Genomic DNA, 17081 nt, shown 5'->3' with positions numbered 1-17081 from the left:
ATCCATCGGGCGGTAAGTCATACAATTGGCAAAGGAATTTTATCGCATGGATCGTGGCGCTGCCCACCATTTGATGACCAACGCCAAAAACAAATCCCAACTCACACCAAACCATCAACTCATATGATCAAAAAATCAGCCTCATATGACCGCCAAATTTGTCAGTAGTTTAGCGGATTTTGCCGATTTTCACCAGTAAAATTACAAAAAATCCTTGCCACTCAACACCTAAAAACCCCTAAGCCTTAGACATCACATCAGCATGATTGGCATGACGTTTTTAGTTTTGGACTGCAATAATCTTAATGCACAGCCATTAAATCACACGCATCATGATCACCATCAAGTCATTCACCACTTTGATAAAAAAAATAATCGCACGCATCAACGATAATGGTGTAAAATAGCCAAAATTTGATTGTATCGTTAATATTGAAAAGGTCATATCGTGATTTGCTCTCGTACTCGTCTGGATCAGCCCGTCAGCCAACACACCCCAAAAACTTATTTGGCTGTGGCAATTCGCTGCGCGCTGTTTGGTGCAGTCAGCCTGCCTTTTATAATGCCAGCTCAGGCTCAAACGGCCACTGACATTGCGCCCAAGCCCACTTTGTCAGACACCCAGGCAGCCGATATTCAGCCGATGACCGACACTACGCCAGCTGAGGCCAATGCTTTTGATGGCTTTGATTTTAGTGCCATCGATGCCCAATCTCAAGCAAACGAAGTGCCTGCAGCACAGGCGCAAGCACAGCCATCAAGCACCGCGATGGATGATTTTGTGGTGCAGAGTCAAGATGCTGCACCAAACGATGACAAACCTGCACTGGGTCAACAGATCGCTGAAAAGCTAGGGATGGATAATGGCGTCGCCAAAAGCCGAAGTCTTGCCAAGCTTGCCGAGAATTATCAAGCCAAACCCAGCCAAGATGCGCGCTGTCAAGGCGTCTGGGTGCAGCCGATCAGCCAAGCGCCCAGAACTCAAGGCAGCAGCATCGCACGCATCGATGACAATGGCAATCCACTGCCAGCTGATACCATCTTTGCCCAAGCAGACTATGGCTACTATGATGCTGCATCCTATGCTGAGCTATCAGGCAATGTCATCGTCGAACAAAATGGTCAGCAAGTCATCGCCGATAAAGTGACTTTGGATACGATCACAGGCCAAGCCATCGCCCAAGGCCAAGTACAATTTAGCGATGGTCACGATCCAGCTGCCAAATCAAGCACCGGCATCATCGGTGTCGCCGAAAATCTAGCGTACAGCACTGATGGCAAGACCGCGCGCGCCCAAGATGTGGCCTTTGCCAGTACCGCCATCAATGCACACGGCTATGCTGGGCAGATGCAAAAAGTCAGTGACAGCCAATATCAACTTGAAGATGTGATGTTCACCACCTGTCCACCGACAGAGCGCAAATGGTATCTGGATGCCAGCAGCATTGATATTAACAGCGACACTGGCCGCGCGGTGGCAAAAAACGCCACTTTACGCATCAAAGAAGTGCCTGTGTTTTATTTGCCGTACTTTAATTTTCCAATTGATAACCGCCGCGCATCAGGCTTTTTGTTGCCGAGTGCAGGCTTTGGTTCATCAGACAGCTTTGAGATCAGCACACCGTATTATCTGAATTTGGCACCCAATTATGACGCTACGATCACCCCGACCATTTTCACCAACCGCAATCCGATGCTGACGGGTGAGTTTCGCTATTTGACCGAAAATTATGGCTCAGGGGAGCTGACTGCTTCTTATCTGCCAAGCGATCGCCAGTATCAAGATGAAGATCGCAGCCGCGTGCGCTTTGATCATCGCTGGCAACCCAAGCAGTTTGATAAGATCAATGCTTATGCACAATATCAATATGTCTCTGATGCCAATTATCTGTCGGATTTTGATACGCTGGGCCTTGAGACCACTAAGCTGAATCTACCACGACGCATCGGCGCAAGTTTCTTGGATGAAAATGTATCAGCTGATTTGCGCTTTGAAGATTTTCAGCGATTGGAGGGTTATGACATCAATGGCAATCCGATTGCTGATAAAGACCGCCCTTATGCCAGACTGCCGCAGCTGTCGGTGAATTATCACCTGCCAAAGTCATGGATGGGCGTGCCTGAGGGCTTACAAATCAGCGGCGTGCATAACTCCGCTTATTTTAAAAAAACCATCACAGATAACTCAGAACCCGAAAAAAGCGGCGCCAGAATGTTCAACCAAATCAGCGCCAGCTATCCACTGTTGCGTTCATGGGGCTATGTCACACCCAAACTTGCTTTGTCGCATCTGTACACCAGTTATGATGAAGACAGTCTGGCTGATCAAAACTTAAGCAAGCAAGATGGCAGCTATTCGGTCTTTGCGCCGACTGTGAGCATTGATAGCGGTCTGTTCTTTGAAAAATCAGGTGCTCCGTTTTTATTTAAAGATGCAGGCGGCCATCAAGTATTGACACCACGACTGCATTACACCTACACGCCATTTAAAGATCAACAAAACATCCCTAATTTTGAGACTACCTTGGGGCAGCTCAGTTACGAGCAGCTACTGGCCAACAGCTGGTTCTTAGGCTATGATCGCATCCAAGATCTGCACGCGCTCACCCCCGCCATCAGCTATCGCTATGTCGATGGTCAAGGCCGTACGCGCATCGAGGCTGGCGTGGCTGAACAGATATTGCTTGATGATGTCCGTGTCGGTATTGATAACAGCGAAAATTTCAGTGGCACAAGCTCAGGCTTGGCTTGGCAAGCAAGCCTGCAACCTAAGCAAAATCTGTGGCTCGATGCCTCAGGATCATTTGCCACCAATTACGACCCAAACAGTTTTGTGGCACAAGTGCGCTATCAGCCTGATGACCAAAAGTTATTTAATCTTGGCATCATCGAGCGTAAAGAAAATCGCGCGATCAATCAAGCACCTTTGTCCGCCTATACTGCTGCTGCGATTTTCCCGATCAATAATCGCTGGCGTGTGATGGGTCAGGTGCAATATGATTATCATCAAAACTATGTGATGGATTCGCTGATGGGGGTTAATTATGAAGATTGCTGTTATGGTCTGTCGATCTACGCGCGACGCTATCGCGATGCTTTCAACCCACATCAAGATCCGAACACCGCTGTGATGGCCGAGGTACGCCTAAATGGCATCACCAATGGCGGACGACTAAATCGTCTGCTTAACGAGCGCGTGCTGGGATATGATCAAGTTCAGCAGGCATGGCAGCGCGCTTACTGACCGCCAAGCCTTGCCGCCGATTTGGCTCAAGACTTGACTGATGATCAGCCGCCCAAGATTTGACCCGTTATGCCATTGGGATAATGAAGATACTTTGCTTGATATTATTAATTTTGTAAACTGATTATCATTATTTTGGGTGTCAGGTCAGCAGTATTTGACGATTGGTGTGGCAAGTGCTACACTTAGGCAATTTGATGAACGGCGCTTCTCAAGTGGTTTAACTAAAAGCACACTTGTGGCAGCGCTGCTTTTTGGCCATCGAAGTGTGTGATGGTTTCATGTTATTTATAGATATTTTAAGGATCATTCATGCAAGGCAAATTTCTCAACCACACTTTGGCTGTCGCCCTGATTGGCTGCTTAAGCCTAACTGCACAAGCCTCCATCAGCGGAAATAGCACCGATGGCATCGCAGCTAAGGTCAATGACGAGATCATCCTAAAAAGCGAACTCAAAGCAGCCACCGAGATCGTGATGACTGAGCTTAACAAAACTGGCTCAAGCGTCACAGCTGCCGAAGCGCAAGCGATGGCGCTTGATGGCCTGATCAATGAAAAGCTACAATTAGGTTTGATCAATCGCGCTGGCATGGTCGCTAATGACACCGTCATCAATCAACAGCTGCTCCAAGTCGCGCGCGCACAAGGTCTTAACAGCCTATCTGAGCTACAAACCAAGCTGGATGCCGAACGCGCTGGCAGCTATGCCGCCTTGCGCCAACAAATGATCCAAGATGCCGCCCTGCAAGCTTTATGGCAAAATCAAGTTCAAAGCCGTGTACGCATCAGCGATGATCAAGTCGATGCCTTCTTAAAAAGTCCAGAAGCTGCACGCCTAAACCAAAATCAATATCAGCTGCTGCACATTCGCGTCCCCTATCTAAATAACGATGCCACAGATCAAAATCGCGAGCAAGCTCTAGCGGTCGCTCAGCGCGTCAAATCTGACTTGGATGCTGGCGCATCTTTGGATCAAGTGCTAAGCCGCTCACGCCAAAATTACGCGCTCGCTCTGCAAGGCGCGGATACAGGCTTATTGCCAGCCACCAGCATTCCACCGACGATCCTAGCCCAAGCAACCAATTTGACTGTTGGCCAAAGCTCAGCACCGATGGCGACCGCTAATGGCATCGATGTGGTAAAGCTTATCAATAAAGTGGAAGACAAAACAATCGTCTCAGAATGGCAAACCAGCCACATCCTAGCACGCGTCGATGGCAGCCAAAGCAATGCGATGGCCGAACAAAAGATCAATGCACTGTACCGCGAGTTACAACAAGGCGCTGATTTTGCCACATTAGCCGCGACCTACTCTGATGATGCAGGCTCAGCAGCACAGCGTGGCAGCTTAGGCTGGGTGAATGAAGGGGATATGGTGCCTGAGTTTGAGGCGATGATGAAGCAGACCGAACGTGGTGACTTTTCTGCACCATTTCGCTCACAATTTGGTTGGCACATCCTAAAAATCGATAATACCCGCCAAAGAGATGTCACCGAACAGTATCGCCGCTCTGCCGCGCGTGAGTTCTTATTCTCACGCCAAGCACCTCAAGCCCAAGAAGATTGGCTGCAAGAGCTGCGCTCTGGTGCTTATATCCGAGTATTTGAATAATCCTTTTGTTCAAATAAGACAAAGCCCTCAAAATCATGCCTAGATTTTGAGGGCTTTTTATTGTTTATCACAAATATCAAAAACCCCAAGATCACAGATCTTGGGGCGGTGATGTGATCGATGCCATCGTCACGCGGATTATTTTAATACTGTCAATGGATCGACATACACGCCATTTCTGGCAATGCGAAACTCAAATAAAGCTGAGCCGCCAGCTTGGTTTTTCATACTGGCGATGCGCTGGCCAGTTCGAACGGTATCACCGGTTTTGACTTGTGCGTCTTTGATGTGGATATAGCTGGATACAAAGCCATTGGTATGCTGAATGACGATGCTTGCGCCATCCATATTGCGATCAGCCTGTACGACTGTGCCTGAATTGCTGGCATTAATCGCATCCCCTTCTCTGCCTGAGAACCACATGCCGTTGCTGGTCACGGTCGATCCAGCGACGGTGGCCGTACCGAAGCGGCGCACCACAGGATTGCTGTTGCCCACAGGATAGCGGAACTGCATCACGCCTGAGCTGCCTGTGGCAAATGGTGCTTCGGCGCTGACGCTTGGCGCTGCCACTGGTTGAGGTGTTGGCGTGGGTGTTGGCGTTTGAGCTGCAGGACGACTTGGAGTGCTGGCAGGTCTTGGTGCTTGAACTGTGGTTTGGGTTGCGCCCGATCGGATGGCACGCTCGCGTGTGCTGATGCTGCCCGTCCATAGTGTTAGCCATTGGCCAGTGTAGATGGTGTAGCTACTGTTTAAGTTATTGAGCTGGCCGATCTCGCGCCAGTTCAAGTTATATCGCTGCGCAATGCGGCTAACGGTGTCGCCTTGCTTGACTTGGTAGCGATTTGGCACGCCTTTGCTATCAGTGATCACCTGCGTGCTTGATGCACTGGCGCCTGTGCCAGCGGTGCTGTTATAAGTGGGTTTGCTGGCACATCCTGCCAATACACACATGGTTGCTGCACTGATTACCAAGCCAAATTGTTTCATAGATTTTTGGCTAGATACGCCGATCACACTATACACAATACACTTCCCGTTTAAAAACATTAACCAAAATCACCTGTTAGCACAAGCAATTCACCAAAATGTCGTCGATGAGCTAAGGTGTTACGACAAATGCGCCTATTGTAACATGCTCATAAAAAACACAAAACCCGCCAGCAGGCAGGTTTTGTATCTTTTTGTCAATGTTTTTTGCTCAAATTCATCCAGTCCCAAAACATTGATGGATCGTCACCAATGCTTAGGCGGCGACTTTGAGTTCAGGCAGCTGTTTTGGCTTAACCAGCGCATAGGCCACGCCTGTTAATAGACTGCCAGCACCGATGGCCACCAGATACATCAAGGCATGATTGACCGCACCTGGGATCAGTAGCACAAACACCCCACCGTGTGGCGCCACCAAAGTGATGTTAAATAGTGCCACCAATGCACCAGTCAGCACACCCCCTGCGATACAGCAAGGAATGACGCGTACAGGGTCTTTGGCAGCAAACGGAATCGCACCCTCTGAGATAAAGCACGCACCCAATACCACCGCGGCTTTACCAGCACTGCGTTCGTTGTCGGTGAATTTTTTGGCTGCCAAAATGGTCGCAAGTCCGATGCCAATTGCAGGCACCATACCGCCTGCCATCGCTGCTGCCATCGGAAAATAGCTTTCTGATGTCAACAGACCCACCGAGAACGCATACGCCGCCTTATTAATCGGCCCACCCAAATCCACACACATCATACCAGCCAAAATCATGCCAAGAATCACAGCATTGGCCGTACCCATATTAGCAAGGAAAGTCTCCATCTGCGTCAAAACATAAGCCACAGGCGTGCCGATGACATAATACATGGCTAGACCAACGATCAGCGTACTAAATAGCGGAATGATCAAAATCGGCTTAAGCGCTTCAAGCGTCACAGGCAGATGCAGTTTTTTGGCAAGAAATAGCGACACATAACCTGCCAAAAAACCTGCTGCAATACCGCCAAGAAAACCTGCGCCCAGTGTGCCAGCCAGTGCGCCACCCACCAAGCCTGCTGCAAGACCAGGGCGATCAGCGATCGAATAAGCGATATAACCTGCCAATAGCGGTACCATCAGACCAAATGCCGCTTTACCCGTACCCATCAAGGCTGCCGCCAATGAGCCTTCAACCTCAAACGCCTTAATCCCAAAAACAAAAGACAGTGCAATTAAAAGACCACCTGCCACCACCATCGGTAGCATATAAGAGACACCTGTTAGCAGATGCTTATACACGCCTACTTTTTGGGTATTGTCCGCCTGTTCGCTGCTTGCAGTTTTTGAGCCATTCAGTGGTGATGCGGTAGCGATGGCGTCATCAAAGGCTTTATCGGTTTGCTTTAGTGCCACACCTGTGCCACAGCGATAAACCTTTTTGCCGACAAAGCGGTCAGTATTCACCTCAATATCTGTCGCCAAAATCACAAAATCGGCACGATCAATGCTGTCTTGGCTAAGAATGCTCTTAGCACCCACAGAGCCTTGAGTTTCGACATCAATGGTGTAGCCACGACGCTCAGCACCCAGCTTCAATGCATCTGCTGCCATAAAGGTATGCGCCACGCCTGTCGGGCAAGCGGTAATCGCCACAAAATGCAGTGGCCGATCTGTCACCTTAAAAACATCCGTATTAGGCGCTGCAAACAAGCTCTGTAAATAGTCGCTGTCGCTAAATTCATCGCCATTAAGCTTGTGCGCTGCAAGATGAATCGAGCCTGCGTCATGTGCCGCCTCGTCAGCGATGGTCACCATCGTCGCCCCTGCCAAAGGCTCATCGATGGCGGTGGTGATGCCGCGCGCTTGTAAGACTTTGGCTAATTTTTTGGCGATAAGCAGCGCATGTGCTGATTCGCTTGCCACAGTGATGGCGACCAAAGAAGGGAAATTTTGCATAATAATTACCGCGTTAATAAATTAAATTCGATTGATTTGGACTTGAGCCATCAATGTCGCCAAGCGTTCAGGATCAGCCACCCCAAAGCCAACAATACTCACTGCATGCGCAGATAGCGCGACAGCTTGGGTCAGCACTTGTGCATCTTCGTCTGCACCTAGCAGCCCTTGGATCATGGCTGCCACCAAAGTATCGCCAGCACCAACTGTGCTTTTTACCGTCACTTTAGGTGGTGTGGCATGATAAGCAGTATGTGGCGTGTACCAATGCACGCCTTTTTCACCCATTGAGATGACCACATGCTCAATGCTTGCACCCACTGCTGTCAAAAGCGCGCGCTGCTCATCAGGTGTCTGACACGCCATGCCAAATGCTTCAGTCAGCTCATCGCTATTAGGCTTAATTAGCCACAGCGGATAACTCATGGCTGCTTTTAGGGCTTCACCACTGACATCAACCGCAAGCTTGGGATTGACCGCCATCACCACATTAATCAGTTGGTGAAAATCATCCATACCAAAACCCTGTGGCAGACTGCCTGCAATCAGTACAGCATCACAGGCAGCAGCCAGTTGGCCAACTTTTTGGAGCAGTTTTGTTTTATCTGCATCCGCAACCCAAAAGCCCTTGCCATTGACATCGGTCGTCGTACCATGATCGACAAGCTTTATATTGGTGCGCGTATTGCCATCGACACGCACAAAATGGTCCTCGATGGCAGCAGGCGTACAACGATCGGCAAATAATTGAACAAAGCTTGCTTGGTTTTGTTGTCCCAAAAACCCACTGGCGACACAATCAATACCCAAATCAGCCAAGATCTGCGCAGAATTTAGAGCCTTGCCAGCAGCGTCCAGCTGCGTGCTGGTTGCGCGATTAACCTCGCCGATTTTTAGGCCATCGACAGCGATGGTCATATCCAGCGCTGGATTTAAGGTGATACACAGTACTTTTTTCATAGCTGCTTGACCAGTTGGCGGACTTGCTCGGCAGTTTGGCATTCCAAAGCCTGCATGGCAAGCGCTTGCATTTGGCTGTGCTGCATCTCACGGATCATCGCCTTGGTCATGGCGATGCTTTTGGCAGACATTGACAGCTCATCAACACCCAGACCGACCAATAGCGGCACAGCATCAGGATCGGCCGCCAATTCACCACAAACGCCCACCCATTTGCCCTCACGATGCGCTGCTGTGACAGCTTGATGGATCAGCTGTAGAATGCTTGGATGCAGGCCATCAGCATCTTTTGAGATCACAGGATGGCCGCGATCGATGGCCAGCACATATTGGGTCAAATCATTGGTGCCGATGCTAAAAAAGTCCACTTCTTTGGCAAATTGATGCGCCATCACTGCAGCGCTTGGCACCTCAAGCATGATGCCCACTTGCAATTGGTCGTGCGGATACTGCACCAACACCTCATCTAAGATCGCTTTGGCTGCAAAAAATTCCTCAATGCGTCCAATCATCGGAAACATGATGCGCAAATCACGACCCTCTGATGCCACGATCAAGGCGGTGAGCTGTGCGCGCAGCAGCTCTGGTTTGGCAAGTAACAAGCGAATGCCGCGCAAGCCCAAAAATGGGTTTTCTTCGGCGGCCATCGGCAGATACGGCAAGGCCTTATCCCCACCAATGTCAAGCACACGCACCACCAATGGTTTACCATCCAAAGCCTCAAAAACTTGTGCATAATCTGCCACTTGTGTCTTGATATCAGGAATTTGGGTGTGCGACATAAACACAAGCTCAGTACGCAACAGACCCACACCCTCAGCACCACTGGCGACAGCATTGGCGGTGTCAGCGACATTACCTAGGTTTGCTGCTACCTCAACACGATGGCCATCGGTGGTAATTGCAGGCTCTTTGGCCACCAAAGCCGCCTTGCGCATCATCTCACGGCGCGCTGCCTGAATCTCGCGGCATTCAGCGATCATTTCATCACTTGGCTCAACGACGAACCAGCCAGCACCGCCATCGAGCAGCACCGAAGTCCCACCATGAATCTCCAGCACCGACTGACCAGCACCGACCAGTGCAGGTATACCCAAGGCACGCGCAATGATGGCACTGTGTGAGCTTGCTCCACCGACGGCAGTGATGATACCTGCCACACTGGTTGGATCGAGATTGGCCACATCAGATGGCAATAGATCTTCTTTGATTAGCACATAAGGCGCATCAGGTGGCGCTGCTTGTGTTTCACCAACAAGCTTTGATAGCACCTTTTGGCCGATGTCTTTCAAGTCTTGAGCGCGCTCGGCCAGCAGTTGATTTGCCAGCGCCGCCTGAGCTGATGCCAGCTCTTCGATCATCGCATGCCATGCTGCCGGTGCTGATAAGCCTTCTTGCAGCCCCTCTTTGACACCCATCAACATCTCATCATCGTCTAGTAATGCCAGATGTGCGGCGAAAATCTCAGCGATCTGAGGATTTTTGGCGGTTTTAATGACCACTTGCAGATCTGCCTTGACGGCAGCGATTGCCTCTTGTAGTTTGGCCATTTCTGCTTCTGGAAATTGGGCAGTCATCGGATAATGGTAACGCACTGGCTTGATGATATGCGCCCCACCGACTGCCAAACCTTGAGAGGCATTGATCGCTTTGTGTTGCACACCAGTTTTGATGCCGATACTGTTATTTATAGTTGATACATCGGATGTCTGATCCGTGTCATGGCTAACAACAGGGCTGACACTTTCGCCCAATCCTGAACGCACCGCATCAATAATCTCATCAAGCTTGGATGCTGCTTGTGTGTCGGGTTCTGCAATAAAAGTCAGCGTCTGCCCTTTGATGGCGCCCAATGACAAAAGCCGCGTCAAGCTCTTGGCAGAAACATACTCCCCAGCATCCACCGCGACCTTAATCTCGCCATCGATGTGCTTGGTCAGCGCCGCCAGTGCGGTCGCAGGACGCGCATGCAGCCCGTGATCATTGGCCAGCACCACGGAGGCTGATGGCCAGTTGGCTTGATTTTGGATGCCAAGCAGCTGGAGGATGGATTGGGTATCTTTTTGGCGAATCGCATCAGCAAGCGACTGACTCATCAGTGTATCCAATAGCTGTGACAGTGCTGCGCGATCGACAGATTTTTCGGCAGTGATCACCGCCAAAGCTTGCTTGGCACTGGCCACCATAGCCAATGCCGACTGATGGATGCCCTGCTGCTCTTCTAAAATCACTGCACTCACCGCATCGCTAAGCTGTGTGGGTGTATGCTTAGGCAAAAATAGCGAGCTGATCACGCCTTGTTTTTTGAGTAGCTGCACCGCTTGCAGATACAGCTCATCGACATCACTTGCCAGACTGTCGGTGATGATCAACGCATCAGACAGTCGCAGTGGTTTTTTGGTCGCGCCCAAAGCTTCGATGAGCGCCTCTGCTGTGGTGGCTTGCTGGATTTGGATGGCCATATCATCATTTAAAGCGCGTGTCAAACTTTGTAAAATCTGCAAATGCTCATCGGACTGTGCTGCGATCACCACCGCCAAATACACCACATCGCCTGCATCATTCCACTGAACACCATCGGAAAAATGCACCAATCTGACGCCAGTTTTCTTGATGCTGCTGCGCGAATCTGGTGTACCATGCGGAATGGCGATGCCTTGACCCAGATAGGTCGATGACTGATTTTCACGATCTTTTAGGCCTTGTAAATACCCTGGCGTGGTCAGACCATCTGCCACCAAAATCTCACAAAGCACCGACAGTGCCTCTTGTTTGCTGCGTGCAGTTGCTTGCATACGCACGCTGTCAGCGGTTAAGCTTAGCATATTTACCCTTTAAACCCATGTTGGATTATGATTAACGGTGTATAAATTGTAATATTATTTCAAATGATAAAACAATTTGTCAAAAAAATTGCATAATTGTAGCACAATCCAGCCGTCATCTTAAGCAAAGAATTGTAAACATTTCATCCCTTTAAGCCAATAAAAAAAGACAAATTCAGCCTCGAATTTGTCTTCATCAATGGCACATCGACGGCCACGGATCTTGCTTATAGCATCGGCTTAGTAACCGTCAAAAAGACAATACCTGCATAAGCCACACCTGCGATCAGCATCCCAGCTTTGGCCTGTGATAATGACAGATCTTGATTGCGCAGCGCCTTGATGTTGGCAGATACCGCCACGATTAAGAGTACCAACTTGGCAATCGCCCAATGCTGCACGCCTGCCACTTGGTACAGCTGCCAAAATAGCCATAGACCTGTTAGCATCAGCACGGTATAGACCAGATGCGTCATGCCACTAAATGCAGGCGAGCGCTTGGCTTTTTTGCCAGTAAAAATCGGCACAGCCTGATAAAGGTACAACAAGATCGTCACGACCGCGACCAACATGTGTAAATGTTTCATATATCGCCTTTTGATTGATCAGTTTTATTGGTAAATCACTTCAAGAATTTCAAATTCCGCGACACCGCTTGGCGTCTGGATTTTGGCTTCATCACCTTCTGATTTGCCAATCAAGCCGCGAGCGATTGGCGAGTTGACCGAGATTTTACCTGATTTAAAATCCGCTTCATCATCGCCGACGATCTTGTAGCGACGCTTAGCGCCATCATCAAGATTTTCAAGCTCAACGGTAACGCCAAACACCACGCGGCCATCTTGTGGCAGTTTGGTTGGATCGATGACTTGTGCACCGCCCAGCTTGGCTTCGATATCACGGATACGCGCTTCGCACAGACCTTGCTGTTCACGAGCGGCATGATATTCGGCATTTTCTTTTAGGTCGCCATGCTCACGAGCCTCAGCGATGGCAGTGGTGATGCGCGGGCGTTCGACAGTTTTGAGCTGTTTTAGCTCTTCTTCAAGTGCTTGATGTCCTTGTGGAGTCATTGGATAGCGTTGCATAAAGATTCCTTTTTTAAAAAACAAATGCAAAAAAGCTTGCCAAACTTTCATCTGGCAAGGCTTTTTGACTAAAATTTGATACCATTGTACTTGCTTTTTATAAAATTGCAAGGCTTTTATGTATGCTAATTGTACTAAGCAATCGGACGAATGATGTTTAAAACAAAACACCGACTGCCAACATGACAATCGGTGTTTGGTGTCAGACCAGCTAGGATTATGCCGAATGCAAATCTTGTAGCTTATACACATCAAATGGCAGTTTGACTTGGTACGCCATGCACACCGCTTGAGCAGCACTCATCGTGGTCACATAGAACACCTTGTTTTGTAGGGCGCTGCGACGGATTAAGAACGAATCTTCCTGAGCCTGCTTGCCTTCGGTGGTGTTGATGACCAAGTGGATTTCACCATTTTTTAGCATATCAACAATGTGTGGACGACCTTCGTTGACCTTATTGATACGCTCACAAGCGATGCCTGCATCCGCCAATACCTGCTGAGTGCCGCCTGTCGCGACCAGAATAAAGCCATAGTCAATCAGCTGTTTGGCGACGGCTGGCAGGTGTTTTTTATCACTATCACGCACTGACAAGAAGGCTTTTTTGACTTCGCCTGCCACCGGCAAGCCTGGTAGGCGTTCGTTTGAGCCGATGACAGCTTTGTAGAATGCTTCGCCAAAGGTCTTGCCCACACCCATCACTTCACCTGTTGATTTCATCTCTGGGCTTAGGATTGGATCCACACCTGGGAACTTGGCAAATGGGAATACCGCTTCTTTGACCGAATAATGTGTCGGGATGATTTCACTGGTAAAGCCCTGCTCTTCTAAGCTCTTGCCTGCCATACAACGGGCAGCGACTTTGGCAAGTGATGTGCCGATACATTTTGAGACAAATGGTACTGTACGGCTCGCGCGTGGGTTCACTTCTAGGATATACACAGTGTTATCTTTGACCGCATATTGCACATTCATCAGACCGACCACACCCAACTCTTTTGCCATGGCGATCGTCTGCTCACGGATCTGATCTTGGATGTCATTGCTCAATGAATACGGTGGCAAGCTACACGCTGAGTCGCCTGAGTGCACGCCTGCTTGTTCGATGTGCTGCATGATACCACCGATGACGACGGTTTTGCCATCAGACACACAATCCACATCCACTTCGATGGCATCATCCAAGAAGCGATCTAGTAGTACTGGTGCTTCGTTCGATGCTTGTACCGCCTCACGCAGATAGCGTTTGAGCTCATCTTCGTTATACACGATTTCCATCGCACGGCCACCTAGGACATAAGATGGACGGACAACCAGTGGATAACCGACAGATTGTGCTTTGACGATACCGTCTTCGCTGCTGGTCGCCAGTGCGTTTGGTGGCTGATTTAGGTTTAGCTGATGCAGCATACGCTGGAAGCGTTCACGGTCTTCGGCACGGTCGATGGCATCAGGGCTTGTGCCGATGATTGGTGCACCTGCTTCTTCTAATGCACGAGCTAGTTTCAATGGTGTCTGACCACCATACTGCACGATGACGCCTTTTGGTTTTTCGGTGCGGATAATCTCAAGCACATCTTCTAGCGTCACAGGCTCAAAGTATAGGCGATCTGATGTGTCATAGTCTGTTGAGACAGTCTCTGGGTTACAGTTCACCATGATGGTCTCATAGCCATCTTCACGCATGGCAAGTGCAGCGTGCACACAGCAGTAGTCAAACTCAATACCTTGGCCGATACGGTTTGGGCCACCGCCGATGACCATGATTTTATCTTTATCACTTGGGCGTGCTTCGCATTCATCATCATAGCTTGAATACATATAAGCAGTTGAAGTCTCAAACTCTGCCGCGCAGGTATCGACACGCTTATACACAGGATAAACACCAAGATCCCAACGCTGTTTACGCAGTTGTTTTTGGCTGATACCCATTAAGTTTGCGATGCGAAGATCGCTCATACCCTTGCGTTTAAAGGTACGCAGATTGTCGGCATTTAGGCCGCCAAAGCCCAGTGATTTGATTTCGCTTTCGGTTTTGACGATGTCTTCGATTTGCACCAAGAACCAACGATCGATTTTGGTGTATTGATAAACTGCATCCAAATCAAAACCATGGCGGAACGCTTCAGCGATATAGAAGATGCGATCGGGCGTTGGAATAGACAACTTGTTTTTGATTTCGCTATTGATGGCATCGGCTGATTTGCCTTCAAGCTCAATGATTTCATCAAAGCCAGTCGCACCCGTTTCTAGGCCACGCAAGGCTTTTTGCATCGATTCTTGGAAATTACGACCAATCGCCATCACCTCACCCACCGATTTCATCTGAGTGGTCAAAGTGTTTTCCGCTTGTGGGAATTTTTCGAAGTTAAAGCGTGGAATCTTGGTCACGACATAGTCAATCGATGGCTCAAAGCTTGCTGGCGTTTTGCCACCAGTGATGTCATTTTTTAGCTCATCTAGGGTATAGCCCACAGCCAATTTGGCAGCGATTTTGGCGATTGGGAAACCCGTTGCCTTGGATGCCAATGCCGATGAGCGGCTTACACGCGGGTTCATCTCAATCACCACCATACGACCGTTGGCAGGGTTGATGCCAAACTGCACGTTTGAGCCACCAGTCTCAACACCGATTTCACGCAGTACAGCGATCGATGCATTACGCATCAGCTGATATTCTTTATCAGTCAAGGTTTGTGCTGGGGCAACGGTGATTGAGTCGCCGGTATGCACACCCATTGGATCGAAGTTTTCGATTGAGCAGACGATGATGCAGTTGTCGTTCTTATCACGCACCACTTCCATCTCATACTCTTTCCAGCCGATCAAGCTTTCGTCAATCAGCAGCTGATGCGTTGGTGATAGATCAAAGCCACGCTCACAAATTTCAATAAATTCATCACGGTTATAAGCAATACCACCACCTGAGCCACCCATGGTAAATGAAGGACGGATAATCACAGGGAAACCAAAGCGCGCTTGAATCTCAAGTGCTTCTTCCATTGTCTCAGCGATGTCAGCGCGTGGGCATTCTAGGCCGATTTTTTTCATGGCTTTGTCAAACAGCTCACGGTCTTCGGCTTTTTCGATGGCATCTTTGGTCGCACCAATCAGTTCACAGCCATATTTGGCAAGCACACCATGCTTATCCAAATCCAGTGCACAGTTCAGTGCAGTTTGACCGCCCATGGTTGGCAAGATGGCATCTGGGCGCTCTTTGGCGATGATACCCTCAACAGTCTGCCAAGTGATCGGCTCAATGTAAGTTGCATCCGCCATCACAGGGTCAGTCATGATGGTTGCAGGGTTTGAGTTGACTAGGATAACTCGATAACCCTCTTCTTTTAAGGCTTTACAGGCTTGAGCGCCTGAGTAGTCAAACTCACACGCTTGACCGATGACAATCGGGCCTGCACCGATGATTAGGATACTTTTAATATCATTGCGTTTTGGCATAATCTTACCCTTTTGGTTAAATCTTTAAATCTAGTTATTCAAAAAAATCTTCGTCAATTTCACAAATTTCAAGCAATTGTTTGGTCTGAATACCAACTTTGTAGCGAATCATCAGTGTTACCAAATTCTGACCATCAATCAGCACCACCTTACCCAATAGCTTTTCGGCATACTCTTTAGCAGATTTGGTAAATGATGATGTGGTAATAAATACACCTCGCTCAACGCCACGACCTTGCAATGCACCAACGAACGACTGAATTTCTTTACTACCAATCGTGTTGCCATCATGATAGCGTTTAGCTTGGATATAGATGTTTTGGATGCCAAGCGGATCTTGCTTAATCACGCCATCAATACCGCCATCATGCGATTTACCGACATGTTCAAACAAATTTTCTTTACCGCCATAACCCATCGCAAGCAAAGTGCGAATCACCGCCTTTTCAAAAAATTCAGGTGTCTGTGTCCGAAGTCGCTCAAGCAAATCCACCGCCAACAAGTTTTCAAGCTCTTGCACCGCTGTGATGGCTTGTTGCTCATAATCAATCTCGGCATCAAGATCAGTATCGTTCAGATTCACTGCCACATGATCGGTTTGATTCTGCTGTGTTTTTCGGGCTTTGATTTCTGCTTGGTAATTATCCCAATCAGCCAAACCCACAAATTGCTTTTCGCTAATACCTTGCAAATCACGCCACTCTTTGGCTTTGACAATACCTAATGGCGTAGTTTGATAGGTTGCTCTTGCAATTCTTTTAAGAAGGCCCGCTTTGGTTAAGCTAGAAATTGCCCAGCCCAAAGAATTTTCGACACGGCTTTGACCTGATGCCAAAGGTGCTGCCATCTCTTCTTTGGTGATGTTGGCAAGTTTGGCAGTATCTGCATAAATCTGATGGCGGGTGCGTACTTGCCCATCTGCCATCAGTGCTAGCACCCAACGGCGAGATACATCGTGGCTGGTAATCACTTGCAT

At 48.8% G+C, this 17081-nt stretch carries 10 protein-coding genes; 2 read left to right on the top strand and 8 right to left on the bottom strand.

The genetic code is table 11. From position 1 onward, the window contains the following. The first annotated feature begins 448 nt into the window (after nt 1–448). Nucleotides 449–3244, top strand: coding sequence for an LPS assembly protein LptD (lptD, locus tag B0681_RS05325; protein ID WP_228143866.1), 2796 nt, complete (start codon nt 449–451; stop codon nt 3242–3244). 312 nt (nt 3245–3556) lie between these two features. After that, on the top strand, nt 3557–4858 hold the full coding sequence (locus B0681_RS05320; protein WP_078317707.1) for a peptidylprolyl isomerase: 1302 nt from the start codon (nt 3557–3559) through the stop codon (nt 4856–4858). A gap of 138 nt (nt 4859–4996) precedes the next feature. Here B0681_RS05320 and B0681_RS05315 read toward each other — a convergent pair whose 3' ends face one another. The 8 genes from B0681_RS05315 to B0681_RS05280 all read right to left on the bottom strand — a co-directional run bounded on the left by B0681_RS05315 (nt 4997) and on the right by B0681_RS05280 (nt 17081). Beyond that, nucleotides 4997–5848, bottom strand: a complete 852-nt coding sequence (locus B0681_RS05315) for a peptidoglycan DD-metalloendopeptidase family protein (protein ID WP_228143865.1) — start codon at nt 5846–5848, stop codon at nt 4997–4999. Nucleotides 5849–6104: 256 nt separating this feature from the next. Continuing rightward, nucleotides 6105–7775, bottom strand: coding sequence for a fructose-specific PTS transporter subunit EIIC (locus B0681_RS05310; RefSeq protein WP_078317705.1), 1671 nt, complete (start codon nt 7773–7775; stop codon nt 6105–6107). Between the two features lie 21 nt (nt 7776–7796). Next, the gene (gene pfkB, locus B0681_RS05305) at nt 7797–8735 is read right to left on the bottom strand and encodes a 1-phosphofructokinase (protein WP_078317704.1); all 939 of its coding nucleotides are present in this window, start codon (nt 8733–8735) and stop codon (nt 7797–7799) included. Then, the gene (gene ptsP, locus B0681_RS05300) at nt 8732–11560 is read right to left on the bottom strand and encodes a phosphoenolpyruvate--protein phosphotransferase (RefSeq protein WP_078317703.1); all 2829 of its coding nucleotides are present in this window, start codon (nt 11558–11560) and stop codon (nt 8732–8734) included. The genes pfkB and ptsP overlap by 4 nt, the downstream gene beginning before the upstream one ends. A 227-nt stretch (nt 11561–11787) precedes the next feature. Next, the gene (locus B0681_RS05295; protein WP_078317702.1) at nt 11788–12147 is read right to left on the bottom strand and encodes a SirB2 family protein; all 360 of its coding nucleotides are present in this window, start codon (nt 12145–12147) and stop codon (nt 11788–11790) included. A 24-nt stretch (nt 12148–12171) separates the two neighbouring features. Further along, nucleotides 12172–12648, bottom strand: coding sequence for a transcription elongation factor GreA (greA, locus tag B0681_RS05290; RefSeq protein ID WP_078317744.1), 477 nt, complete (start codon nt 12646–12648; stop codon nt 12172–12174). Nucleotides 12649–12865: 217 nt separating this feature from the next. Continuing rightward, complete coding sequence (gene carB / locus B0681_RS05285) at nt 12866–16105, bottom strand: carbamoyl-phosphate synthase large subunit (protein WP_078317701.1); 3240 nt, start codon at nt 16103–16105, stop codon at nt 12866–12868. Between the two features lie 34 nt (nt 16106–16139). Further along, on the bottom strand, nt 16140–17081 hold the full coding sequence (locus B0681_RS05280) for a restriction endonuclease (protein ID WP_078317700.1): 942 nt from the start codon (nt 17079–17081) through the stop codon (nt 16140–16142).

Source organism: Moraxella porci DSM 25326 (assembly GCF_002014855.1).
Lineage (GTDB): Bacteria > Pseudomonadota > Gammaproteobacteria > Pseudomonadales > Moraxellaceae > Moraxella > Moraxella porci.
The sequence above is the reverse complement of the archived record's forward strand: the minus strand, read 5'-3'. Positions and strand labels throughout refer to the sequence as shown.

Coding starts and splice junctions, on each gene's coding strand:
- B0681_RS05320 (WP_078317707.1), top strand. CDS start 3,557: ATGCAAGGCAAATTTCTCAACCACACTTTGGCTGTCGCCCTGATTGGC.
- B0681_RS05315 (WP_228143865.1), bottom strand. CDS start 5,848: ATGAAACAATTTGGCTTGGTAATCAGTGCAGCAACCATGTGTGTATTG.
- B0681_RS05310 (WP_078317705.1), bottom strand. CDS start 7,775: ATGCAAAATTTCCCTTCTTTGGTCGCCATCACTGTGGCAAGCGAATCA.
- pfkB (WP_078317704.1), bottom strand. CDS start 8,735: ATGAAAAAAGTACTGTGTATCACCTTAAATCCAGCGCTGGATATGACC.
- ptsP (WP_078317703.1), bottom strand. CDS start 11,560: ATGCTAAGCTTAACCGCTGACAGCGTGCGTATGCAAGCAACTGCACGC.
- B0681_RS05295 (WP_078317702.1), bottom strand. CDS start 12,147: ATGAAACATTTACACATGTTGGTCGCGGTCGTGACGATCTTGTTGTAC.
- greA (WP_078317744.1), bottom strand. CDS start 12,648: ATGCAACGCTATCCAATGACTCCACAAGGACATCAAGCACTTGAAGAA.
- carB (WP_078317701.1), bottom strand. CDS start 16,105: ATGCCAAAACGCAATGATATTAAAAGTATCCTAATCATCGGTGCAGGC.
- B0681_RS05280 (WP_078317700.1), bottom strand. CDS start 17,081: ATGCAAGTGATTACCAGCCACGATGTATCTCGCCGTTGGGTGCTAGCA.